The organism is Kitasatospora sp. NPDC001119 (assembly GCF_053598475.1).
In genome coordinates, this window is sequence record NZ_JBSFKI010000001.1 from 426229 (window position 1) to 448893 (window position 22665).

The window sequence follows — 22665 nt, forward strand, 5'->3', positions numbered from 1 at the left end:
TCCGCATAAAGTTCGTATAGAGATGATCGATCATCGCTCAAACTACCCGCCAGTAGCGGTTGACGGACCGCCCGATCGCTCTCTACCGTCCAAATAGTTCCATGGAGAGAAATGCTATTCCGCATCCTGGAATAAGCACCCTGAAGCGCACCGGTAAAGGGGAACCACCCGTGTCCCAGCTCGACCAGCTTCCCGACCACGACCCCGAGGAGATCGCGGAGTGGCGCGCGTCCCTCGACGCCGCCCGCGACTTCGGCGGACCGAACCGCGCCGCCCACCTGCTGCGCCGCCTCGTCGAGCACGCCGAGCTGCAGCGGCTCGACGTCCCTCCGCTGCTGGACACCCCGTACGTCAACACCATCCCCACCGCCGCCGAACCGGAGTTCCCCGGCGACGAGGAGATGGAGCGCCGGATCACCGCCTGGAACCGCTGGAACGCCGCCGCCATGGTGACCAGGGGCAACCACCGCGGCGGCCTGGGCGGGCACATGGCCACCTACGCCTCCGCCGCCTGGCTGTACGAGGTCGGCTTCCAGCACTTCTTCCGCGGCAAGGAGGCCGACGGCTCCGGCGACCAGCTGTACGTGCAGGGCCACGCCGCCCCCGGCGTCTACGCCCGCGCGTTCCTGGAGGGCCGGGTCTCCGAGGCCCAGCTGGACCGCTTCCGCCAGGAGGCCGGCGGCGACGGCCTGCCCTCCTACCCGCACCCGCGCCGGCTGCCCTGGTTCTGGGAGTTCCCGACCGTCTCGATGGGCCTCGGGCCGCTCTCGGCGATCCACCAGGCCCGGTTCAACCGCTACCTGACCGCGCGCGGGATCAAGGACACCTCCGGCTCGCACGTGTGGGCCTTCCTCGGCGACGGCGAGATGGACGAGCCCGAGTCCACCGCCGCGCTCGCGCTGGCCGCCCGGGAGGGCCTGGACAACCTCACCTTCGTCGTCAACTGCAACCTGCAGCGCCTGGACGGGCCGGTGCGCGGCAACGGCAAGATCGTGCAGGAGCTGGAACGCCGCTTCCGCGCGGCCGGCTGGAACGTGGTCAAGTCGCTGTGGGGCGAGGCCTGGGACGAACTGCTGGCCCGCGACACCACGGGCGCACTGGTCCGCCGGCTCGGCGAGGTGCCGGACGGGCAGTTCCAGACCTACGCCGCCTCGGACGCCGGGTACGTCCGCGAGCACCTCTTCCACAGCTCGCCCGAACTGCGGGCGCTCGCCGACACCGTGGACGACCGGCGGCTGATCGAGACGGTCGCCACCTCCCGGGGCGGCCACGAGCCGCGCAAGGTGTACGCGGCCTACCGCGCGGCGCTGGAACACCGGGGCGCGCCCACCGTGGTGCTGGTGCAGACCGTCAAGGGCTGGACGCTCGGCCCCGGCTTCGAGTCCCGCAACGCCAACCACCAGATGAAGAAGCTCTCCGGAGCCGAGTTCCGGGCCATGCGCGACCTGCTCGAACTCCCCATTCCGGACGCTGCGTTGAACGACCCGCTACCCCCGTACGCGCACCCCGGCCCGGACTCGCCGGAGGCCCGCTACCTGCGCGAGCGCCGCGCCGCACTGGGCGGGCCGGCGCCCGCCCGCCGGGTGCGCTTCACCCCGCTGCCGGCCCCGCCCGCGAAGCCCTTCGAGACGCTGTTCAAGGGCTCCGGCAGCCAGGAGATCGCCACCACCATGGCCTTCGTCCGGCTGATCAAGGACCTGCTGCGGGACAAGGCGACCGGCCACCGCTGGGTGCCGATCGTCCCGGATGAGGCCCGCACCTTCGGCATGGAGTCGCTCTTCCCGACCGCCGGGATCTACTCCCCGCTCGGGCAGACCTACGACCCGGTCGACCGCGACCAGCTGCTCCACTACAAGGAGTCGACGACCGGCCAGATCCTCAACGAGGGCATCACCGAAGCCGGTTCGATGGCCTCGCTGACCGCCGCCGCGACCTCGTACGCGACCCACGGCGAGCCGGTCGTCCCGTTCTACATCTTCTACTCGATGTTCGGCTGGCAGCGCACCGCCGACCAGATGTGGGCGATGGCCGACCAGTTGGGCCGCGGCTTCCTGGTCGGCGCCACCGCCGGCCGCACCACCATGACCGGCGAGGGCCTCCAACACGCCGACGGCCACTCCCAGTTGATCGCCTCCACCAACCCGGCCGCGCTCTCCTACGACCCGGCGTTCGGCTACGAGGTGGCCGTGATCATCCGCGAGGGCCTGCGCCGGATGTACGGCGGCAGCGAGCAACACCCCCACGGCGAGGACGTGTTCTACTACCTCACCGTCTACAACGAGCCGCTGGTGCAGCCCGCGCTCCCGGACGGCGAGGAGGTCGTGGACGGCATCCTGCGCGGCCTCTACCGCTACCGCACGGCGGACGCCGCCGCGTCGTCCGCCACCCCGGCCGTCGACCTGCCCGCCGACCCGCCGCGGCTCCAACTGCTCGCCTCCGGCACCGCCGTGCAGTGGGCCCTGACGGCGCAGCGGCTGCTCGGCGAGGAGTGGGGCGTGGCGGCCGACGTCTGGTCCGCACCCTCCTGGACGGAGCTGCGCCGCGAGGCGCTGGACTGCGACGCGGCCAACCTGGCGCAGGCCGCGGCCGGTACCGGCGCGGCGGCCCGCGTCCCGTACGTGACCAGGGCGCTGGCCGGGGCACCCGGGCCGGTGCTGGCGGTCAGCGACTGGATGCGCGCGGTGCCGGACCAGATCCGCCCGTGGGTGGAGCAGGACTGGACCTCGCTGGGCACCGACGGCTTCGGCCTCTCGGACAGCCGGGCGGCGGCGCGGCGGCACTTCGGGGTGGACGCCGAGTCGGTGACGGTCGCGGCGCTGGCCGCGCTGGCCCGCCGGGGCGAGGTGAAGGCGGAGACCGTACGGCAGGCGGCGGAGCGCTACGGCGTCCGCTTCTGACCGGCCCGGCGTCCGTCCGGCCGGCACTCCGTCCCGCCGCCTCCGTCCGACCGCCCCGCCGCCGCCTCCGTCCCCTGGTGACCGGCGTCTCGCATACCAAGACTGGCGCGAGGCGGGGCGCGTCGTAGATCGTTGGGTGGTCAGGGCGCTCCCACGGGCGCCGAGCAGCGGAAATGGGAGTCGACGGCGATGACCGAGACCGAGACCTACGAGACGATCCTGGTCGAGCGCAAGGGCCGGGTGGGGCTGATCACGCTCAACCGGCCCAAGGCGCTCAACGCGCTGAACACCCAGCTGATGAACGAGGTGGTCGCCGCCGCGACCGCCTTCGACCGGGACCCGGAGGTCGGCTGTCTGGTGATCACCGGCTCGGAGAAGGCCTTCGCGGCCGGCGCCGACATCAAGGAGATGCAGGGCAACCGGTTCCCGGACGTCTACCTGGACGACTGGCTGGGCCCGTGGGACCGGCTCGGCGCCCTGCGCAAGCCGGTGATCGCGGCGGTCGCCGGGTTCGCGCTGGGCGGCGGCTGCGAGTTGGCCATGCTGTGCGACGTCCTGCTGGCGGCGGACACCGCGAAGTTTGGGCAGCCGGAGATCAAGCTCGGCGTGATCCCGGGCATCGGCGGCTCGCAGCGGCTGACCCGGGCGGTCGGCAAGGCGAAGGCCATGGAGCTGTGCCTGACCGGTCGGATGATGGGCGCCGAGGAGGCCGAGCGGGCCGGGCTGGTCTCCCGGATCGTCCCCGCCGACCAGCTGCTGTCCGAGGCGCTGGCCACCGCCGAGACGATCGCGGCGATGTCCGCCCCGGCCGCGATCATGATGAAGGAGAGCGTCAACCGCGCCTTCGAGACGACGCTCGCCGAGGGCGTCCGCTTCGAGCGCCGGCTCTTCCACGCGGCCTTCGCCACGGCGGACCAGAAGGAGGGCATGACGGCCTTCGCCGAGAAGCGCCCGCCGGAGTTCCAGAACCGCTGACGGCCGAGGACGGCTGACAACTGACGGCCGACGGATAACAGCTGACAGATTTCAGATTTCAGATGTTGAAATCTGAAATCTGTCAGCTGAACCCTGTCCGAGGACAGCCCCGCTCAGCCCTGCTCCTCCACCGCCACCGTGTTCAGCCGGGCGAGCCCGCTGCGGGTGGCGGCGACCACGATCTGGTCGCCCGGGGCCAGCCGCCGGGTGCGGTCGGGGAAGTTCCACTGCAGCTGTCCGCCGTGGGCGAAGCGCACCGCGATCACCCGGACGCCGCCCGGGTCCTCCAGGTCGTGCCGGTTCAGCCCGATCAGCCCGCTGCCGTCCTCCACCGTCAGCTCGGCGATCAGCAGCACGTGCCGGAGCACCGACAGCGTCCCGCGCACCTCGCGCCCCATCAGCGCCGCCGCGAAGGCGGGCGCGGCCAGGTAGGACACCGACCGGGAGGCCGCGTTGTCCAGCGTCTTGTAGAAGTGACTCGCGAAGTCGTCCTCGAACAGCCGCACCACCACCCGGACCTCGGGATTCCCGTGGCGCGCCTCCAGGGCCGCCTCCAGGTTGGTGGCGTCGTCCCCGCTGACCGCGACCAGCGCCCTGCTGTGCTTCAGCCGGGCCCGGCGCAGCTGCTGTTCGAACGGGCCGTCGCCCATCACCACCGGGATCCCCAGTGCCCGTACGGCGGCGATGCCGCGCGCCTGCGGGTCCCGCTCCATGCAGACCACCGGCACGCCCATGGTGTGCAGCTGGGTCGCGACCCGGGTGCCGACGTTGCCGAGGCCGACGACGATCACGTGGTCCCGGGTGCCCGCCCCGGGGTTGCGCGGCTGCCCGCGCCGCCCGGAGCCCAGCACCTCGACCGCGATCGCGGTGGCGACCGGCGCGAAGGTGATCCCGCAGATGGTGATCACCACCTGCGCGACCCGCTGCCAGAACCCGCCGGTGCCCGCCCCCGTCCCGGCGGCGACGTCGGAGAGCTGGTCCGGCTGGGCGGCGCCGGCCAGGTCGAGCAGCGCGATGTAGACGGTCCAGCCGAAGTTCCGGTTGAGGTACCAGAGCACGCCGAAGGCCAGCAGCACCGCCGCGAGGGCGGTGAGCAGCACCAGGCGCATCCGGGCGCTGGTGAAGAAGCGCATGGTGTCGAGCAGCCGCCAGCGCAGCCGTCTCATCCAGTCGATCGGTTCCCGGGGCTCGATCCGCAGCACCTGGAGCGCCGCCCGGCCGCCCGCTTCCCCCTCCGGGGCGGGGCCGGGCGACGGCACCGGACCGGCCGGCGGCATCGGCCCGGCCGAAGGCTCCGGTTCGGCCGCCGGCGCCGGTTCGGCCGAAGGCTCCGGTTCGGCCGACGGCGCCGGTTCGGGCCGTACGCCACCGGGGCGGATCGGCCCCTGGTCGCCGAACTCGGCGGCGAGCCGGACGAATTCGGCCGAGTCTCCCTGCTGCTCGGGCAGCAGCCGGATCCTGCCGAGGTCCTGCCGGTCGATCTGGTCGGCGACCACGCAGATCCGGTCGGAGGTGATGTCGTCGTCGAACGCGATGTGCAGGTAACGCCCTTCGATCTCCACCGAGTTGGGCCGCCCGAGCGCCGCGGAGGCGAAGGCCGGGGCGGCGGTGGCGGAGCCGGAGAGCGCGGCACCGTTCCTGAGCAGCCGTTCGATGTTCTCGCCGAGCCGCTGGTTGAACATCCGGAACACGATGCGGATGTCCGGGTTGTGGTTCTGCGCGCTGAGCGCGGCGTGGATGTTCTCCTGGTCGCTCCCCTCGACCAGGGCGAGGCCGCGCGCGGTGCCGATGGACACCGCGCGCAGCGCCTCCTCGGTGACGCTGGCGTACTCCACGACCGCCGCCACGCCGGAGAGTTGCTCGATCTGCGGCGCGTGGTCGCGGGTCCGGTCGGCGACCAGGACGACGACCGGGACCTCGTAGTGCTCGACGAGTTCCAGGACCAGTCGGTGTGCCAGCGCGTTGCCCCCGCAGACGATGTAGTGCTGGCTGATCGGCTCGACCGGAGGGGTCCCCCACCCTTCAGAAGTCATACCGACGGATGGTATCGACGGCAAGTGTCCGGAGGGTGACGTTCCGGCGACCGCGGCGAATCCCCCGAACGGCCGTATCCGACGCGCGGTCCGGCCGTGGCGCGGAGAGGCTGGGGTTCGTTCCCTGCCCGTCAGCCGGCCGCCCCGGCGTCAGCCCCGAGGAGTACGCCACCGTGGCCCCTCCGATCATCACCCCCGACGGCACCCCGGTCCAGGGTCCGCTCGGACTGCTCGCCAAGGCCGCCTGGCAGGTCCTGCTGGTCGCCGGACTCGCCTCGCTCGCCCTCGGGATCGTGGTCTTCGCCTGGCCCCGGGAGACGCTCCTGGTGGTGGGCGTGCTGTTCGGCCTCTACCTGCTGGTGATCGGCATCGTGCAGCTGATCGCCGCGTTCGGCACCCACTCCACCACCGCACTGCGGGTGCTGGCCTTCATCAGCGGCGCGATCTGCGTGCTGCTGGGACTGCTCTGCTTCCGCAGTGCGGTGCAGTCGCTGCTGCTGCTCGCGCTCTGGATCGGGATCGGCTGGCTGTTCCGCGGCATCACCCAGCTCGCCGCCGCGATCTCCGACCCGATGATGCCCGCCCGGGGCTGGCAGGCCTTCGCGGGCGTGGCCAACACCCTGGCCGGTGTGCTGCTGATGGTGTGGCCGGTCGGGTCGATCACCGCGCTGGCCGTACTGTCCGGGTGCTGGCTGGTGATCCTGGGCCTGGTCGAGATCGTGACGGCGCTCCAGGTCCGCAGCCGGGCCAAGCAGATCCCGTCCGGGGTCTGACAACAGCCGTCCGGTGCACCGAGGCCGCGTCCCGCCGGGGCGCGGCCTCAGCGCTGGGCGGAACGGCTCACGGACGCGGAGCGGCTCACGGGCACGGCACGGCTCACGGACGCGAAACGGCTCACGGACGCGGGGCGTAGCCGATCCGGAAGGTCGCGGCCTCCAGCCGTTCCGGGTCGAGCCGGACGTCGGTCAGCCGCTCGGCGAGCGCGAACGCGGCTTCGCCGCACAGGTCGTACGCCTCCGTCTCCAGCTCGAAGCCGCAGGCGGTCAGCAGCTCGGGGATGCCGGGCGCCTCGGCGTCCGTGCCGTCCCGCTGGTCGGGGAAGAGCGGCTCGAAGTGCAGCCGCTGGATGCCGTGCTCCCACCAGTGGAAGTGGTCGGCCCCCAGGGCGTTGCGGTAGTGCGAGACCAGCCGGGTGCCCTCGGCGAGCCGGAGGATCTCCTTCTCCAGGATGCCGAGGTAGCCGAAGGGCTCCACCGCGAGTGCCCAGCCGTCGAGTTCGGTGACGGCGACGAGCAACCGGTCCTCGGCGGGGTCGAACAGCTCCCTGGCCTCGGCGTCGGCCCCGTTCGTGTAGGAGCTCCAGCGGGCCACCACCCCCTCCAGCCCGACGGCACCCGTCCCCGGCAGGGCGTTGAAGCGGCGCAGCAGTTCACCGGCCTCGAGCCCCTGCACCTGGGTGAGGCAGCAGGCCTCCCCCAGGACGGGGTAGCACCGGGTGAACCAGGTGTAGTCCGTGGCGTGTGCGGTCATGACGGCGATGCTGCCAGACGCCTCGGACAGCGCCCGCCCGAGGCCGTCAGAGCCAGACCGGCTCGTCCGTTCCCCAACGCCCCGGCGGGCGCGACCAGTCGGCGGGCGCCCCCTCGTACCCGATCGGCGGCAGGGCGTGGCGCAGCCGCCCGTACGGGGAGTCGACCTCGGCCAGCCGGCGGGCGGGGTCGTAGGGCTCGGACGGGCCTCCCCGCGGCGTCTCCGGTTCGATGCCGTGCAGCAGCCAGGAGGCCGTGCCGGCGAGGGAGAAGCGCAGGTGGCGGCCGCCGGGGCGGCGGGTGCGCTGGTCGGTGAGGGAGCGCAGCACGGCGGCGGCGACGAGGTAGCCGGTGCCGTGGTCGAGGGCCTGGGCGGGCAGCACGCCGGGGCGGCCGCCGGTGGCGGATCCGGTCTCGGGGGCGGCCTCGTGGGCGGCGATGCCGACACCCGCCTGGACCAGGCTGTCGAAGCCGCGCCGCCCGGCCCAGGGGCCGGTCCAACCCCAGGCGCAGAGCTGGGCGAGGATCAGGTCCGGGCGACGGGCGAACAGCGCGTCGGGGCCGAGGCCGTGGGCGTCGAGGGAGCCGGGGCGGTACGCGGAGACGACGACGTCGGCGGTGGCGAGCAGGCCGTCGAAGACGGCGCGGTCGGCGGGCTCGGCGAGGTCGAGGCGGGTGGAGCGCTTGCCGAAACCGGTGTCGGCGTGGGCGTCGTCGGCCTCGGGCAGCCGGGGCGAGTCGACCCGCAGGACGTCGGCGCCGAGCAGGGCGAGGGTACGGGTGGCCACCGGTCCGGCGATCACGCGGCTGAGGTCGAGGACCCGGATCCCGGCGGCGGGCCGGTCCACCGGGGCCTGGCCGAGCGGGCGGACCGGCGCGGTTCCGGCGGCGGCGCCGACCTCCAGGTGCTCCACGAGGGGGTGCACGACGCTGCTCACCGGCACGACGGCCACCGCGAGCGCTCCCGCCGCGTACGCACGCTCCTGGATCCGCTCGGCCGGCAGCCTGCCGAGCACCTCGGCGAGCTGCTCGGGCCCGGCGTCCGCGGCGAGGCCGAGGGCGGAGAGCAGCCGGGTCCGGTGGTGCGGGTAGTTGGCGTGGGTGCGCACCCAGCCGTCGGCGGTACGCCAGAAGCCGGAGTGCGGGGCGAAGTTGACGGGCGCGCGGCCGTCGACCGTCAGGTGCCGCTCACTGACGAAGGCGGTGGCGACGGCCCCCTGGTCCACCCGGACGGCGGGGACGGACGCGGCCAGGGGCGCCGAGCCTCCGGCGCGGTGGGACGCGAGCTCGGCGGCGGCCAGTGAACAGACCGCCACGGTGGCCCGGGCGAGCCGGCGCACCGGCAGCCCGGAGGGCAGGACGTCCTCCGGGCCGTGGAAGGTCACCCGCTCCAGCAGCTCGGGCGGTCCGCCGAGAGCGGCCCAGGCGTGGGCGGTCGGGCGGTCGACGGCTCCGGCGGCTGCCGTGGTTCCGGTGGTTCCAGTGGCCGCGGTGGTTCCTTCTGGCAACGGGCGCTCGGTCATGCCCGGCATTGTGCTCCCGTTCTCAGGCGCTCGCTGTGACGCCCGCCACCAGCATCAACAGCACCGCCGAGACCATGGTCATCCGGCGGGCCGCCTGCGGGGTGCCGCCGAACCGACCGCCGAGCCGCCCACTGGCGTACGCGACCAGCCCGTACACCACCGCGCAGGCCAGCACGTTGAGCGAGCCGAGCGCGAGCACCTGGCCGCCGACCGGCAGGGCGGCGGCCGGGTCGACGAACTGCGGCACCAGGGACAGGTAGAGCAGCAGCCCCTTGGGGTTGAGCAGCGCGGTCAGCATGCTCTGGCGCAGCACCGTCGCGGTGGGCTGCGGCTTGGGCGCGGCGAGGGCGGCGGCGCCCCCGCTCTTGCGCAGCGCCAGCAGCATCATGACGGCCAGCACCAGCAGGTACGCGGCGCCGGTGAGGCGCAGCACGGGCAGGGCGGCCGGGACGGCGCGCAGCGCGGCGGCCAGTCCGGCGCTGGAGAGCAGCGTGTGGACGGCGTACCCGGCGCAGACCCCGCCGACCGCGATCAGCGCGGCGCGGCGTCCCTGACCGAGGCCGCGGGCGGCGATGTAGAGCCAGTCGGGGCCCGGGGTGCAGACCAGCAGGAGGTCGACTCCGAGGAAGAGGAGGAGGGCGTGGGTGTCCATGGGCGTGGGCGTGGCCTGTCGTGCTCGTCGCGGTGTGGGCCCGGCGGGATCGGCCGGGGGTCGTTCCGGCGATCGGCCGGAGGTTGTTCCAGCGGCCTGCCGGGGTGCCCCGGGGATCTGCCGGAGTGACCCGGCAGCGGGTTCGGTCACTGAAGGTAGCCGGATCGGGCTGGCACGCGATGGCGACTTCATGCTGGTCGGAGCAGCGTTTTGGCAGAATGTTGCGCCATGGACCGAATCGACCGCAGAATCCTCCGCGAGCTCCAGCAGGACGGGCGCCTGACCAATGCCGAGCTGGCCTCCCGGGTGGACCTCACCCCGTCCCCCTGCCTGCGCCGGGTGCGTCAACTGGAGCAGGACGGTGTGATCCGCGGCTACCGGGCGGTGCTGGACGGAGCGGCGGTCGGGCGCGGGTTCCAGCCCTTCGTGACGATCACCATGCGTCACGAGGACCAGGTGACGGTCGCCGAGTTCGAGCGCCGGGTGGCCGAGCTGCCGGAAGTGGTGGAGGCCCACCGGCTGTTCGGCGAGCCCGACTACCTGCTGCGGATCGCGGTGGCCGACATCGCCGCGTACGAACGCTTCATCACCGACGTGCTCTCCGGCCTGCCGGGCATCGCGCAGGTCAACTCGCACCTGACGATGAAGCAGGTGAAGGCCGACCGGGGGCTGCCGGTCGGCGGGTAGGGTGCGAACCGGGGGGCCCGCGCGGCCGCCCGTACGGGGGCAGAGCGACGCACTGCGACATGGGGGCTGAATTGCACGTGATCCGCCGTCTCGACCTGGGGTACTTCGTCCGACCGGCCACCGAAGTGGGCGGCCCGGAGCCGCGCGTGGAACCGGTGCTCGCGTACCTGGTCCGGCGTCCGGAGGGACTGCTGCTGTTCGACACCGGGATCGGTGGCGGCGAACCGGAGACCGAGGCGCACTACCGCCCGGTCCGCCGCCCGCTGCCGGAGGCGCTCGCGGCGGCCGGGGTCGCCGTCGCCGACATCGACCTGGTGGTCAACTGCCACCTCCACTTCGACCACTGCGGCGGCAACCCGCTGTTCGCCGGCACGCCCGTCCTGGTCCAGGCCGAGGAGCTGGCCACCGCCCGGCGCGGCGGGTACACCATCGACGCGCTGGTCGACTTCCCCGGCGCCGAGTACCGCGAACTCGACGGCGAGGCCGAGGTCTGGCCGGGCGTCCGGGTGCTGCCCACCCCCGGCCACACCGGGGGCCACCAGTCGCTGCTGGTGGACCGCCCGGGCGGCGGGCCGGTCCTGCTGGCCGGGCAGGCCTACGACTTCGCCTCCGAGTACGGGCAGGCGGTGCTCGCCCGGCGGGCGGTGCGCGAGGGCGTGGCCCCGCCGCTGCCCGGGTACCGGGCCTGGCTCGACCGGGTGGCCGAGCACGGGCCGCACCGGGTGCTGTTCGCGCACGACAACGCGGTCTGGGAGCCGGCCGAGTAGCCGCCGGAGCCCCGGCCGTCCGGAGGGGACCGGTCGCTCAGGAGGCCCGGAGCGTCCGGGGCGGCCTGGACCTCCGGGGCGCCCAGGGTGGCCGGGGCAGCCGGGACATCTAGGGCGGCCGGGGCGCTCAGGAGGCTCAGAAGGTGAAGCGCAGCGAGCGGACCCGGTGGTCGAAGCTGGACGGGACGAGCTGCGGCTCGCCGACCGACCGCGCCTCGGGAAGGCGGGTGAACAGCTCGCGGAACAGCGTCGTCATCTCCTGCCGGGCCAGGTGCGCGCCGAGGCAGTAGTGCGGACCGCCGCCACCGAAGCCGAGGTGGGCGTTGGGCGTGCGGGTGATGTCGAAGACGTCGGGGTCGGGGAAGACCTCCTCGTCGCGGTTGGCCGAGCCGTAGAACAGCGCGACCTTCTCCCCCGCGCGCAGCAGCGGGCCGCCGGAGCCGCCCAGCTCGTGGTCGACGGCGAGGGTCCGGTTGAACTGGATGATCGGCGTGGCGTGGCGGACCATCTCGTCCACCGCGCCGCCGAGCCGTCCGTCGAGGTCCTCGAGTAGCAGGGCGCGCTGCTCGGGGTGGACGGTCAGCAGGTGCAGGCCGTGGGCCAGCGCGTTGCGGGTGGTCTCGACCCCGGCGACCAGCAGCAGGCTGAAGAAGGCGCCCAGCTCGCGTCCGGTGAGCCGGCGGCCGTCCACGTCGGCGGTGACCAGCGCGGAGATCAGGTCCTCCTCCGGCCGGCGACGGCGACGGCGGCCGATCCCGGCGACGATGCCCTGCATCCGGGCGAGCGCCCGCAGCCCGCGCCCCGGCACCCGCAGCCGGCGGCGCAGCGGCCGGGCCACACCGATGTCCTCGGAGGTGCGGTTGACCAGGTCGAGGATGGTGCGGCGCGGCCGCTCCGGGATGCCCATCATGGTGCAGATCACCTGGAACGGGAGTTCGGCGGCGACCGCGGTCACGAAGTCCTCCGGCCGCTCCCGCTCGATCCGGTCGACCAGCTCGGTGCTGATCCGCCGGACGTCCTCCTCGACCCGGTCGAGCAGCCGCGGGGTGAACGCCCGCGAGACGATCCGGCGCAGCTGGGCGTGGCGGGGGTCGTCCAGGTTCACCATCGAGTCGCCGAACAGCAGCCGGACCCAGCGGGCCGGGACGGGGGTGGTCACACCGGGGCCGCTGAGGAAGACGGCGGGGGTGCGGCTGGCCTCGACCACGTCGGCGTGACGGACCAGGGCGTGGAAGCCGCGACCGGTGGCGCGGTCGCCGAAGAACACCGGACCGGGGCGGCGGCGCAGCTCGGCGAAGGCGGCGGCGCGGTCGGGGGCGGGCAGCTGCCAGAAGCCGGGGTCCGCGAGGTCGACGGACGCGGGCAGGGCGGCGGGCTCGGTCGGCTTCGCGGGCTCGGCCGGGGTGGCGGCCTCGGCCGACTCCGCTGCTTCAGCCGGGGTGGCGGGGTCGGCCTCGTCGGCGGGCTCGGTGGATCCGGGTGGGTCGGCCTGCTCTGCGGCCTCGGCCGGTTCAGCGGCTCCGGCCGCGTCCGCCGCTTCGGTCGGCTCTTCGGCTTCGGCCCGCTCTGCGGCTTCGGCTGGTCCGGCGACGTCGGCCGACTCGGCGGCTTCGGCCGGTCCGGCAGCTTCCTCAGCCTTGGCCGACTCCTCTGCTTCATCCGGCTCGATGGCTTCGGCCGGTTCGACAGCTCCGGCCGGGGCGGCGGCTTCGGCCTGCTCGCCGGGTTCCTCGGCTTCGACTTCAACCACGGCCGTCGCCTGTTTCCGGCCTGTCGCCTGCTGCGGGACGGTCGGCTCCGTGGGGGCAGCGGACTTGGCATTGTCGGCAATGGGCGCCGAGGTATCCGTCGGGGTCTCCAAGGCCGGACCTCCCTGCTTCTGAACAGCGTCGTCCCGATACGCACCGTACGGGGTGGTGCACATTAAGTGAGCAATGGGGTACGTGCTGTCAAACCGCCCCGATGGTCCTACGAGCCGTTGTTCGGTTCGTCGCGTCGGGTCGGCGGGCCGAACCGGGTGGTGATCCGGCGGGCTCCGGGGGCCGGCGGCCGGGCATGGTCTCACGGCACAGAACCGGCCATGACCGGAGGGTGCGCTACGGGCCGGGCAGGGCGGGTGCGACGATGAGTGCCATCGTGATGACCGACCGGATCCGCCTGCTGCGCGCCGTGGTCTTCGCCGCGCTGTGCATGGCGATGGCCGCCACCGCGCACGTCGCCATGGCCGGATCCGGAGTCTCTCCGACGGTGCTGGCCGGCGGGTTCGGGGCGGTCCTCGGGCTGACCTGGCTGCTCGCCGGGAAACGGCGCGGGCTCGGGGTGATCAGCCTCTGGATGGTCGTGGCGCAGACCGCGCTGCACCAGTTGTTCGAACAGGCCGCGGCGTTCTCCCGAGGGGGCGGCGGCCTCGGCCGGCTCGCCACCACGGACTGGGCCGCCCTCCTGCTGTGCAACCCCGACCGGGCACCCGGCGGGCTCTCCCCGGTCGAACTGGCGCGGATGGCGGGCATCGACCCGGACGTCCCGCCGGCCACCGGCAGTCTGCGGCCGGCGGCCGGGACGCACCACGGGGGCTCGGGCGCGACCGCCGTGGACGCGGGCCTGCCCGGGATGACCGGGATGCCCGACGGACCGCACATGATGCCCGACGGCGCGTTGCACGGCGGCGGGTCGTACGGCACGGCGCAGGACCTGGTGAGCGCACCGGCGCAAGGACCGGCGCACGACATGGCGCACGGGATGTCCCACGGCATGTCACCGGGAATGGCCGCCGCCCACGTGCTCGCCGCGCTGGCGTGCGCGCTCCTGCTCTGGCGCGGCGACGCGGCGCTGGTCCGGCTCTTCGAGCTGCTCGGTGCGCTCGGCGCGGTGGTCGCGGGCGCGCTCCTGCTCCCGCTGCTGGCGCTGTTCGCGCGCCCCTTCGGCTACCGGGCCCCGGCACCGCCCCGCCCGGCCGACGACCGGGCCCGGCCGCCCCGGTCGGTGCTGCTGACGCATGCCGTGGTCCGGCGCGGGCCGCCGGCGTTCGCCCTCGCCTGCTGACGCGCCCGCCGCTGCTCCTCCCCGCCCGGCCACCTCCGGCCACCGGGGCCCCGCGACGGGCAGGTCGCCCTGCCGTACGGCCGCGCCCCGCGCCGTCGTGCCGTCAGGGTGCGGGCCCGCGTCCGCCGCCGCGCCTCCCCAGGGCCGGCGTGCCGCGCGGCTGCCCATGGACGCCGACGGTGCCGCCCTGCGCGGTGCCGCTCCCCGCCTTCCCCTCGGGACCTTCCCATGCCTGACTTCGACGGCGCACCGGCTCCGGCCGGCGCCACCGTCCCGCCGTTCCCGCTCCCCCGGACGTGCCCGCCCCGCCGGGCACGCCCACCGCGCCTAGCGCTCGACGGACCGCGGTCCGTCCGGAGCACGGCCTTCGGGGCCGCCCTCGCCCAGCCGGGCCAGCAGCCGGGCCGACCACTCGGGCGAGGGCCCGTCGGTGGCGCCCGCCCGCACCCGGCCGTGCAGCTGCTCGGCCCTGGCCAGCCACTCCCGGCAGCCGGCGCAGCGCGCGACGTGCCTGTCCAGCCGTACCTCCGGCAGACCGCTCGGTTCGCCGTCGAGCCGGGCGGACAGAGCGGTACGGAACTGCGCGCATCTCATACGACCATCGTCCCGCATGGCCGTGCCGCCGGGACCGGCCGGGCAGGGGGCCGCCGTGGATGACGAGCAGCTCACCGCACTGGCACTGACCGCCCGCTCCGGACGGGCGGCCGACGTCGAGGCCTTCGTCCGGGCGACCCAGCGGGACGTCTGGCGCTTCGTCGCCCACCTGACCGACGTGCAGTCCGCCGACGACCTCGCCCAGGAGACCTTCCTGCGCGCACTGCGCGGCCTGCCCGCGTTCGCGGGGCGCTCCTCCGCCCGCACCTGGCTGCTGTCGATCGCCCGGCGGACGGTGATCGACCGGTACCGGATGGCGGCCGCCCGGCCGCGCTGCGCGGCTCTGCCGGACTGGCAGGAGGCGGCGGAGCGGCAGGGCGGCGCACCGACGGCCGGGTTCGAGGACGGCGTCGCGCTCGGCGACCTGCTCGACCGGGTGCCCGCCCAGCGGCGCGAGGCCTTCGTGCTGACGCAGGTGGTCGGCCTGAGCTACGCCGAGGCGGCCGAGGTCGCCGGTTGCCCCGTCGGGACCGTCCGCTCCCGGGTCGCCCGGGCGCGGGAGGAGCTGGTGGCACGCCTGCGCGCCGCCGAGGCCGGGGAGCTCGCGACCGCCTGCTGAGCGGCGGGCGGGCGGCGGGCAGCGGGCAGCGGCGGACAACTGACAGCGAACAGATAACAGATTTCGAAATCTGTTATCTGTTCGCTGAAAGCTGTCGTCTGTCATCTGTCCGTTGTCCGCTGCCAGCCGTCAGCTTCCGGCTATCGAGAAGAAATCCCCCAAGTGTTCGGAACCGGAGCCCCCTCGCCACCGACTGCTGTACCGGACCCCGCCGCCGAGGCGGCGTCCGGTACAGCAGTACGGGAGACGGAGGGACTTCATGACGGCGCAACCAACCCCGACCGCCTCATCTCTGACGGAGCGTCAGCAACCATCGGCGGACCGCTGGAGCCTGGTCGTCGCCGCCGGACTGCTGTCCTTCGTCGCAATGCTCGACATGAACGTGGTCAACCTCGCGCTCACCGACATCTCGGCCGGCCTGCACGTCTCCCCCGGGGTCGCCCAGTGGGCCGTCCTCGGGTACCAACTCCCGCTCGTCGCCCTGCTGTTGCCCGCCGGGCGCTGGCTGGACCAGGTCGGCACCCGCTCGGCCCTGCTGCTCGCGGTCGGCTGCTTCGCCCTGTGCAGCGTGCTGGCCGCCTGCGCCCCCTGGGCCGGTTGGCTGATCGCGGCCCGGCTGTTCCAGGGCGCCTTCGGGGCCGTGCTCTTCGTCCTGATGCCGGTGCTCGCCGCGACCTCCGTCCGGCCCGAGCTGCGCGGCCGGGCGATGAGCGTGCCCGCGACGCTCGGTCCACTCGGCGCCGTCACCGGGCCGGTGATCGGCGGTCTGCTGCTGGACCACCTGGGCTGGCGGGCGATCTTCCTGGTGAAGCTGCCGGTCTGCCTGGCCGCCGTGCTGATCGTGCGGCGCCACGCCCCGCGCCGAGGCGGACTGCGGCCGCCCGACCGGTCCTCGCTCGGCGACGCCGCGCTGATCGGCGCCGCCGTGGCCGCCGTCCTGCTCGGGCTCACCCTGGCCCCGAAGTCCGCGCTGTGGCTGCTGCTCGTCCTGCCCGCCGTTCCGCTGGTGCTGCTCTGGCTGCGCCGCCCGGGCGGCCGACCGGTGGCCGAGGTGCTGCGGGCCGCCGGGACCGCCGGGGTCAACGCCTCCGTGCTGGCGCTCGCCGCCGGATTCGCGGCCTGCCACTACCTGCTCGCCCAGCACCTGCGCGGCCCTCGGGGCGAGAGCGCCACGGCCACCGCGCTCACCATGCTGGCGTTCCCGCTCGGCATGGTGCTGGCCGGCCGGGTCGGCGGCCGGCTGGCCGACCGCTGGGGCGCCCGCCCGACCGCGCTCACCGGCGCCGCCGTCACCACCCTCGGCCTGGCCCTGCTCGTCCCGCTGGACACCGGCTGGTCCGCCCCCGAGATCGCCGCGCGACTCGCCCTCGCCGGTGCCGGGATGGGCCTCAACGGCGGCCCCACCCAGGCCCTGGTGATGTCCGCCTCCCCACCCGGGAAGCTCGCCACCGCCGGCTCCGCCGTCCAACTCGCCCGCAGCCTCGGCTTCGCGCTCGGCCCGGCCCTCGCGACCGCCACCGCCCTGGCCGGGGCCCGCGACACCACCGGGACCCGGGCCGGAATCGCCCTGGCCGCCCTCGTCGCGGCCACCGCCGTCGCGCTGCTCGCCCTGCACCGCCGCCCCAGGCCCTGACCGCCCCACCCCGCACCGCACCGCACCGCGCCGCACCCGCCCGAGCGCACCCCACCACCACCCCCTCCCCACCGAAGGACCTCCTCAGATGACCGACACGATCCCCGACCCGGCCGCCACCGACGACGCCCCGCGCTGCCCGTACGGGTACGACCGGCTGCCCTCCCCCGTCCCGCTGTACGGTCCGGAGTGCAAGCGCGACCCGTACCCGCTCTACCAGCGGATGCGCGAGGCCGGGCCGGTGCACCGGGTGGAGTTCCCCAGCGGCATCCACGCCTGGCTGGTCACCGGCTACCGGGCCGCCCACGCGGCCCTCAACGACCCCCGCCTCGGGAAGAACCACAGCCTCGGCAACGACAACTGGCGCCGGCTCGCGTCGATCATGCCCGAGCCCCAGCACTCGCAGCTCCAGGTCCACCTGCTCCACCAGGACCCGCCCAAGCACACCTCGATGCGCCGGCTCGTGCTCGACGCCTTCGCCCCGCGCCGGGTGGAGTCGCTGCGCCCCCGGTTCCGGGAGCTGGCCGACGCCCTGGTGGACGAGCTGCCGGAGTCCGGCGGCGCGGACCTGGTGGCCGGCTTCGCGGCCCACTACCCCTTCCGGGTGCTCGCCGAAGTCATCGGCCTTCCGCCCGAGTTGGCGGACCGCTTCGACCGGGACTGGGGCAAGGTGGTCCAGCCGGTCGGCCCGCAGGACCCCGGCCGCCCGGCGTACGAGGCCCGACTGCGCGGCCTCCAGACGTACATCGCCGACGTCGTCGCCCGTAAGCGCGCCGACTGCCGCGAACCCGGCTGGGCGGCACAGGAGGACCTGCTGGGCCGGCTCGTCGCCGCCCATGACGCGGGCGAGTTGAGCCGCGCGGAGCTGGACTCGATGGTGTTCCAGCTGCTGGTCGCCGGGCAGGAGCCGGTCACCAACCAGATCACCACCATGCTGGTCACCCTGCTGCGCCACCCCGAGCAGCTCGCCCGGCTGCGCGAGGGCGTCGACGAGCCCGGCCGGCTCGCCCGGGCGGTGGAGGAACTGCTGCGCCACGACGCCGCGTTCGAGCTCACCACCTGGCGGTTCTTCGCCGAGGACAGCGACCTGTTCGGCACCACCGTCCCGGCCGGCGACTCGGTGATCGTCTCGCTCTGCGCCGCCAACCGCGACGACGCGCAGTTCCCCGAGCCCGACCGCCTCGACCTCGACCGCACGCCCAACGCCCACCTGGCCTTCGGCCACGGCATCCACTACTGCCCCGGCGCCGCGCTGGCCCGGGCCGAACTCCAGGTCGCCCTCGCCACCCTGCTCACCCGGCTGCCCGGGCTGCGTCCGGCCGAGGCGGCCGGCGACGGCCTGGCGGACCTGGCCTGGGTCCCCGCCGTCCTGGCCCGCGGGGTGAACCGGCTGCCGGTCGCCTACGACCACCGCCGCTGACCCCCGGGCGCACCGCGCCCCGGCTCCGACCGTCCGGCTCCGACCGCCCGGAGCCCGAAACCCGTACCGCACCGCCTTTCGTGGAGGACCCACCATGCCGCCCGTCGGCACCGCCCCTGCCGTCATCACCCCCGACGCCCTCACCACTGCCACCAGCGCCCCCGGCACCACCGCCGCCGCCCTCGCCGCCCGCGTCCTCGGCCTGCTGCTGCCGCACCGCCGCGCCGCGGACCCGGAGTTCGACGCCCGCCCGGAGCACTTCCCGCTCCAGCTGGCGCAGTTGGCGGACTTCATCGCCGCCGGCGAACCGATCGTCCTGACCCTGCCCGGCTTCCCCTGCAAGTCGCCGAACCCCGCGAAGGTGCTCGGCCACCTGCCCGACGAGGGCGAACGGCTGTCGCTGACCTTCCTCGACGGCCTGTGCGCCGAGATCGGCCGCCTGCACGCACCCGGTGCGCGCATCCTGATCTGCTCGGACGGGCACATCTTCGGCGACCTGATCAACGTCCCGGACGACCACATAGACGCCTACTCGGACGCCCTGACCGCCATGATCGCCCGCGAGGGCCTGGCCCACCTCGACACCTTCGACCTGCGGGCCGTCCTCGGCGACCTCCCGTACGACGAGAAGCGCGCCCGGGTGCACGCCCGGTACGCGCCGAGCGTCGAGGAGCTGCGCGAACAGGTGCTGACCGAGGAGGAGACCCTGCGGCTCTACCGGGGCATCACCCGCTTCCTCACCGAGGACACCGTCGGCTTCACCGGCACCCGCTCCGCCCTCCAGCGGGAGTGCCGCCGCCGCGCCTACGGCGTGATCCAGCGCAGCCGCGCCTGGGGCGAGTTGATCGCCGAGCACCACCCGCGCGCCGTCCGGCTCTCCATCCACCCGCAGCCGGCCGGGGCGTCCAAGTTCGGCATCCGGCTGCTGGCGGCGGCCGACTCCTGGACCACCCCCTGGCATTCCTCCGTGCTCCACCGCGCCGACGGCCGGCGGGAGTTGCTGCGCAGCGACGAGGCCGCCCGGCTCGGCCGACTGGTCCTGCGGGACGGCCGGCCGAGCCACTACGAGTGCCGCTAGGACACGGTCGCGTACGGGAAGGGACGGAACACCTAGCGCCCCGGCGCGGCGGCCTCCGCTTCCGCCGCCGCTGCCGGGGCGCGGTGGTCGAAGGCGATCAACGGGTCGCCGGTGAGCGGGTGTTCGACCACCGCGGCCCGCACCCCGAAGACCTCGGCCAGCAGCTCGGCGGTCAGCACCTCGCGCGGCGTCCCGGAGGCCACCAGGGCGCCGCGGTGCAGGACGTGCAGCCGGTCGCAGACCGAGGCGGCGGCGTTGAGGTCGTGCAGGGCCACCAGGGTGGTGCGGCGCTGCTCCCGGAGCAGGGCGAGCAGTTCGACCTGGTGCCGGACGTCCAGGTGGTTGGTCGGCTCGTCCAGCACCAGGACGTCCGGCTGCTGGGCGAGCGCCCGGGCCAGCAGCACCCGTTGCCGTTCCCCGCCGGACAGTTGGGCGAACCGGCGGTCGGCGGCCCCGGCCATGCCGACCCGGGCCAGCGCCTCGGCCGTGATCCGGCGGTCCTCGGCGTCGTCGGCCGCGAAGGCCCGCTTGTAGGGCGTGCGGCCCATCGCGACCACCTCGCGGACGCTCAACTCGAAGTCCCCGCCGCGCTCCTGGGGCAGCGCCCCGATGTGCCGGGCGGACTCGGCGGGCCGTAGCTCCGCCAGGTCCCGCCCGGCCAGCAGCACCCGCCCGGCGCTGGGCCGCAGGTGCCGGTAGACGGTGCGCAGCAGGCTGGACTTGCCGCTGCCATTGGGGCCGACCAGTCCGGCGATCTCCCCCTCCTCGGCGATCAGATTGGCCCCGGCCAGCACCGTCCGGCCGGCCAGGGCGACACTCAGGTCCTCGACGGCGATCCTCAACTGCGCTCCAGTCGTCGGTCCAGCAGGTAGAGCAGGGTGGGGGCGCCGAGGACGGCGGTGACCACGCCGATCGGCAGTTCCTGGCCGTCCAGGGCGGTGCGGGCCACCGTGTCGACGACGACCAGCAGCAGCGCCCCGGTGAGCGCGGACAGCGGCAGCAGCCGCCGGTGGTCGGCGCCGACCAGCAGCCGGCACACGTGCGGCACCATCAGCCCGACGAAGCCGATCGCCCCGGAGACGGCGACCAGCACCCCGGTGAGCACACTGGTGACGACGAAGACCTCGCGGCGCAGCCGGGCGACGTCCACACCGAGCCCGGCGGCCGTCTCGTCGCCCATCAGCATCGCGTTGAGCCCCCGGGCGCGGGCCTGGAGCAGGGCCAGTCCGAGCGCCACCGCGACGGCCGGGACGGCGAGTTGGGCCCAGACGGCGCCGCCGAGGCTGCCCATCAGCCAGAACAGCACGCCCCTGGTCTGCTGCTCGTCGCGGGTCTGCAGGACCAGGTAGCTGGTGATGCCGCCGAGGAACTGGGCGATGCCGATGCCCGCGAGGACCAGGCGCAGCGGGGAGAAGCCGCCACCGCGCCGGGCCATCAGCCAGACCAGCGAGAACGCGGCGAGCGCGCCGGCGAACGCCGCCAGGGAGACGGTGAGGCCGAGCGCGCTGCCGAAGGAGAGCTGGAGCCCGAGGGTGGTGCCGAGGACGATCGCGGCGACCGCGCCGAGCGAGGCCCCGGAGGAGATACCGAGCAGGTACGGGTCGGCGAGCGGGTTGCGGACCAGGGCCTGCACGGCGGTGCCGACCAGGCCGAGCCCGGCGCCCACCACGGCCGCCAACAGGGCACGGGGAACGCGCAGTTGCCAGACGATGAGATCACGGGTCCCGGGCTCCGGGGCCCGACCGGTGAGCCGGCGGGCGACCACCGACCAGACCTCGGCGGCCGGGACGTCCACCGAGCCGAGCGAGACGGCGGCGGTCAGCGCGAGCACCAGGGCGACGACGAGGACGGCGGCCAGCGGCCCGGCCCGCAGGATGCGGGCCGGGCGGACTTCGCCGCGCTCCTTCCGAGCGGTGGCCGACGTCACCGGCTACTGCCCGTTCTTGGCGAGGTCGGGGGCCTTGACGAGGTCAGGGTGGACGGTCGCGGCGATCTGCCGGACGGCGTCGGCGTTGCGCACCCCCGCGATGGTCGTCACCTCGGAGCCGAGCCGGACGAAGTGCCCCTCCTGGACGGCCTTCAGGCCCTGCGTCGCGGGAAAGCCCTTCAGGAAGGCCTCGGCCTCGTCGAAGGCCTTGCGCGTGGCCTCCTCGCTGCCCCGGTTGCGCACGGCCAGCTGGATCCAGTCCGGGTTCTTGGCGACCACGTCCTCCCAGGAGCCGGGCTTGAAGTCGGCGTCGCAGTCGGCGAACACGTTGCGCGCCCCGGCCTGGGTGATCACGGCGTTGGCGACCTGCCGGCCGCAGACCGCCACCGGCTGCTTGGTGCCGGCGTCGAAGTCGAAGACGAAGTAGCTCGGCCGCTGCCCCTCCGGCACGGCGGCGAGCGCGGTGCGGACCTCGCCGAGCTGCTTCTCCATCCCCGCGACCAGCTCCTCCGCCCGCGCGGCCGTGCCGGTGACGGCGCCGAGCCGGCGGACGTCCTCCTCGATCCCGGCCAGGTCGGTGCGCGGCGCCTTGGCGGCCTTCGGCGTCCCGGCGCAGGCGGTGGAGAGCAGGTACACGTGCTGGATGCCGGCCGCCGCGTACTCCTCCTCGCTCGGCCCGGTGGCGCCGCCGCCCATCATCGGCATCGCGCCGAAGGTGTCCACGTAGAGGTCGGCGCCGGAGCCGAGGAGCTTCTCCTTGGGGATGCTCTTGTCCCCGAGCACCGGCACCTTGGCGCCCTGCTCGGCGAGCGCGGCGGGCAGGGTGCCCTTGCCGGGCGGGAAGCCGGTGCCGATCACCCTTTCCCCCGCGCCGAGTCGGAGCAGCAGCTCCAGGCTGGAGGCGTTGCTGGTGACGATCCTGCCGGGCGCCTTGGCAATGGTGGTCTCCTTGCCCGCGCAGTCGGCGACCGTGACGGGGAAACCACCGCCGGCGTCGGGCCGGACGGTGACGGAGGCGCTCGACCCGCCCCCGGTCCCGCTTCCGCAGGCCGTGGCGAACAGGGCGACGGCGGCCGCGATTCCGCAGACGACACGAGGGCGCATGACAACTCTCCTGGTCGGTGATGGTGCTCGGTGACGGTCCCGGGTGACCGGGCTCGGCCCTGGCACCGGGTGGTCGTACTGAGGGCCCGTGCTGCGGACCCGGACCAGGTAGTCGGACGGCCCGGGCGATGGGTTCCCGGCGGTTGGTCTCCGGCGACGCGCGGCCGGCAACGGGTTCCCGGCAG

General features: G+C 74.4%; 19 protein-coding genes. 10 read left to right on the forward strand and 9 right to left on the reverse strand.

Annotation, left to right across the window (positions count from 1 at the left end):
- Nucleotides 1-170 precede the first annotated feature (170 nt).
- Together aceE and ACWDD9_RS02010 are read left to right on the forward strand one after the other, a co-directional pair.
- A complete protein-coding gene (gene aceE, locus ACWDD9_RS02005) occupies nucleotides 171-2897 on the forward strand; it encodes a pyruvate dehydrogenase (acetyl-transferring), homodimeric type (protein ID WP_449810565.1) in 2727 nt (908 codons plus the stop codon).
- A 189-nt stretch (nucleotides 2898-3086) separates the two neighbouring features.
- Nucleotides 3087-3872 carry an enoyl-CoA hydratase gene (locus ACWDD9_RS02010; RefSeq protein ID WP_380737525.1) on the forward strand — a complete coding sequence of 262 codons (786 nt, stop codon included), beginning with the start codon at nucleotides 3087-3089 and terminating at the stop codon, nucleotides 3870-3872.
- A 113-nt stretch (nucleotides 3873-3985) separates the two neighbouring features.
- On the opposite strand, the gene ACWDD9_RS02015 is transcribed toward ACWDD9_RS02010, so the two are convergent.
- Nucleotides 3986-5905 carry an NAD-binding protein gene (locus tag ACWDD9_RS02015; protein ID WP_449810566.1) on the reverse strand — a complete coding sequence of 640 codons (1920 nt, stop codon included), beginning with the start codon at nucleotides 5903-5905 and terminating at the stop codon, nucleotides 3986-3988.
- A gap of 173 nt (nucleotides 5906-6078) precedes the next feature.
- Here ACWDD9_RS02015 and ACWDD9_RS02020 point away from each other — a divergent pair, with 173 nt between their 5' ends.
- Nucleotides 6079-6678, forward strand: a complete 600-nt coding sequence (locus ACWDD9_RS02020) for an HdeD family acid-resistance protein (RefSeq protein ID WP_049652737.1) — start codon at nucleotides 6079-6081, stop codon at nucleotides 6676-6678.
- A gap of 121 nt (nucleotides 6679-6799) precedes the next feature.
- Here the strand turns inward: ACWDD9_RS02020 and ACWDD9_RS02025 are convergent, their stop codons facing one another.
- The 3 genes from ACWDD9_RS02025 to ACWDD9_RS02035 are packed head-to-tail and all read right to left on the reverse strand — an operon-like array spanning nucleotide 6800 to nucleotide 9609.
- Nucleotides 6800-7435 (reverse strand): DUF6461 domain-containing protein, encoded by a 636-nt coding sequence (locus tag ACWDD9_RS02025; protein WP_449810567.1) that lies wholly within the window; start codon nucleotides 7433-7435, stop codon nucleotides 6800-6802.
- A gap of 46 nt (nucleotides 7436-7481) precedes the next feature.
- A complete protein-coding gene (locus ACWDD9_RS02030; RefSeq protein WP_449810568.1) occupies nucleotides 7482-8957 on the reverse strand; it encodes a CoA transferase in 1476 nt (491 codons plus the stop codon).
- Nucleotides 8958-8979: 22 nt separating this feature from the next.
- Nucleotides 8980-9609: a LysE family translocator gene (locus tag ACWDD9_RS02035; RefSeq protein ID WP_449810569.1), complete on the reverse strand. Its 630-nt coding sequence runs from the start codon at nucleotides 9607-9609 to the stop codon at nucleotides 8980-8982.
- 228 nt (nucleotides 9610-9837) lie between these two features.
- Between ACWDD9_RS02035 and ACWDD9_RS02040 the strand changes: the two genes are divergently transcribed.
- Both ACWDD9_RS02040 and ACWDD9_RS02045 read left to right on the forward strand, forming a co-directional pair.
- Nucleotides 9838-10296: an Lrp/AsnC family transcriptional regulator gene (locus ACWDD9_RS02040; protein WP_049652743.1), complete on the forward strand. Its 459-nt coding sequence runs from the start codon at nucleotides 9838-9840 to the stop codon at nucleotides 10294-10296.
- A 59-nt stretch (nucleotides 10297-10355) separates the two neighbouring features.
- A complete protein-coding gene (locus ACWDD9_RS02045; protein ID WP_049652745.1) occupies nucleotides 10356-11063 on the forward strand; it encodes an N-acyl homoserine lactonase family protein in 708 nt (235 codons plus the stop codon).
- Between the two features lie 136 nt (nucleotides 11064-11199).
- Here the strand turns inward: ACWDD9_RS02045 and ACWDD9_RS02050 are convergent, their stop codons facing one another.
- Nucleotides 11200-12429, reverse strand: a complete 1230-nt coding sequence (locus ACWDD9_RS02050; RefSeq protein ID WP_074004426.1) for a cytochrome P450 — start codon at nucleotides 12427-12429, stop codon at nucleotides 11200-11202.
- Between the two features lie 758 nt (nucleotides 12430-13187).
- On the opposite strand from ACWDD9_RS02050, the gene ACWDD9_RS02055 reads away from it, so the two are divergent.
- The gene (locus ACWDD9_RS02055; RefSeq protein ID WP_449810570.1) at nucleotides 13188-14105 is read left to right on the forward strand and encodes a hypothetical protein; all 918 of its coding nucleotides are present in this window, start codon (nucleotides 13188-13190) and stop codon (nucleotides 14103-14105) included.
- A 327-nt stretch (nucleotides 14106-14432) separates the two neighbouring features.
- On the opposite strand, the gene ACWDD9_RS02060 is transcribed toward ACWDD9_RS02055, so the two are convergent.
- Nucleotides 14433-14699 (reverse strand): zf-HC2 domain-containing protein, encoded by a 267-nt coding sequence (locus ACWDD9_RS02060; RefSeq protein WP_375873333.1) that lies wholly within the window; start codon nucleotides 14697-14699, stop codon nucleotides 14433-14435.
- A gap of 16 nt (nucleotides 14700-14715) precedes the next feature.
- Here ACWDD9_RS02060 and ACWDD9_RS02065 point away from each other — a divergent pair, with 16 nt between their 5' ends.
- The 4 genes from ACWDD9_RS02065 (at nucleotide 14716) to ACWDD9_RS02080 (ending at nucleotide 19449) form a co-directional block, all read left to right on the forward strand.
- Complete coding sequence (locus tag ACWDD9_RS02065) at nucleotides 14716-15318, forward strand: sigma-70 family RNA polymerase sigma factor (protein WP_049651662.1); 603 nt, start codon at nucleotides 14716-14718, stop codon at nucleotides 15316-15318.
- Between the two features lie 259 nt (nucleotides 15319-15577).
- A complete protein-coding gene (locus ACWDD9_RS02070; protein ID WP_380775766.1) occupies nucleotides 15578-16951 on the forward strand; it encodes an MFS transporter in 1374 nt (457 codons plus the stop codon).
- An 88-nt stretch (nucleotides 16952-17039) separates the two neighbouring features.
- Entirely contained in the window at nucleotides 17040-18371 is a 1332-nt protein-coding gene (locus tag ACWDD9_RS02075; protein WP_449810571.1) for a cytochrome P450 family protein, read from the forward strand.
- 94 nt (nucleotides 18372-18465) lie between these two features.
- Nucleotides 18466-19449 carry an L-tyrosine/L-tryptophan isonitrile synthase family protein gene (locus tag ACWDD9_RS02080; RefSeq protein WP_449810572.1) on the forward strand — a complete coding sequence of 328 codons (984 nt, stop codon included), beginning with the start codon at nucleotides 18466-18468 and terminating at the stop codon, nucleotides 19447-19449.
- 32 nt (nucleotides 19450-19481) lie between these two features.
- Here ACWDD9_RS02080 and ACWDD9_RS02085 read toward each other — a convergent pair whose 3' ends face one another.
- From ACWDD9_RS02085 to ACWDD9_RS02095, 3 genes are read right to left on the reverse strand one after another with little or no spacing between them, the layout of a single operon-like run.
- Nucleotides 19482-20291, reverse strand: a complete 810-nt coding sequence (locus ACWDD9_RS02085) for an ABC transporter ATP-binding protein (RefSeq protein ID WP_387820247.1) — start codon at nucleotides 20289-20291, stop codon at nucleotides 19482-19484.
- Nucleotides 20288-21376 carry a FecCD family ABC transporter permease gene (locus ACWDD9_RS02090; RefSeq protein ID WP_049651665.1) on the reverse strand — a complete coding sequence of 363 codons (1089 nt, stop codon included), beginning with the start codon at nucleotides 21374-21376 and terminating at the stop codon, nucleotides 20288-20290. The genes ACWDD9_RS02085 and ACWDD9_RS02090 overlap by 4 nt, the downstream gene beginning before the upstream one ends.
- Before the next feature lie 3 nt (nucleotides 21377-21379).
- A complete protein-coding gene (locus ACWDD9_RS02095) occupies nucleotides 21380-22480 on the reverse strand; it encodes an ABC transporter substrate-binding protein (protein ID WP_079272427.1) in 1101 nt (366 codons plus the stop codon).
- Nucleotides 22481-22665: the final 185 nt, after the last annotated feature.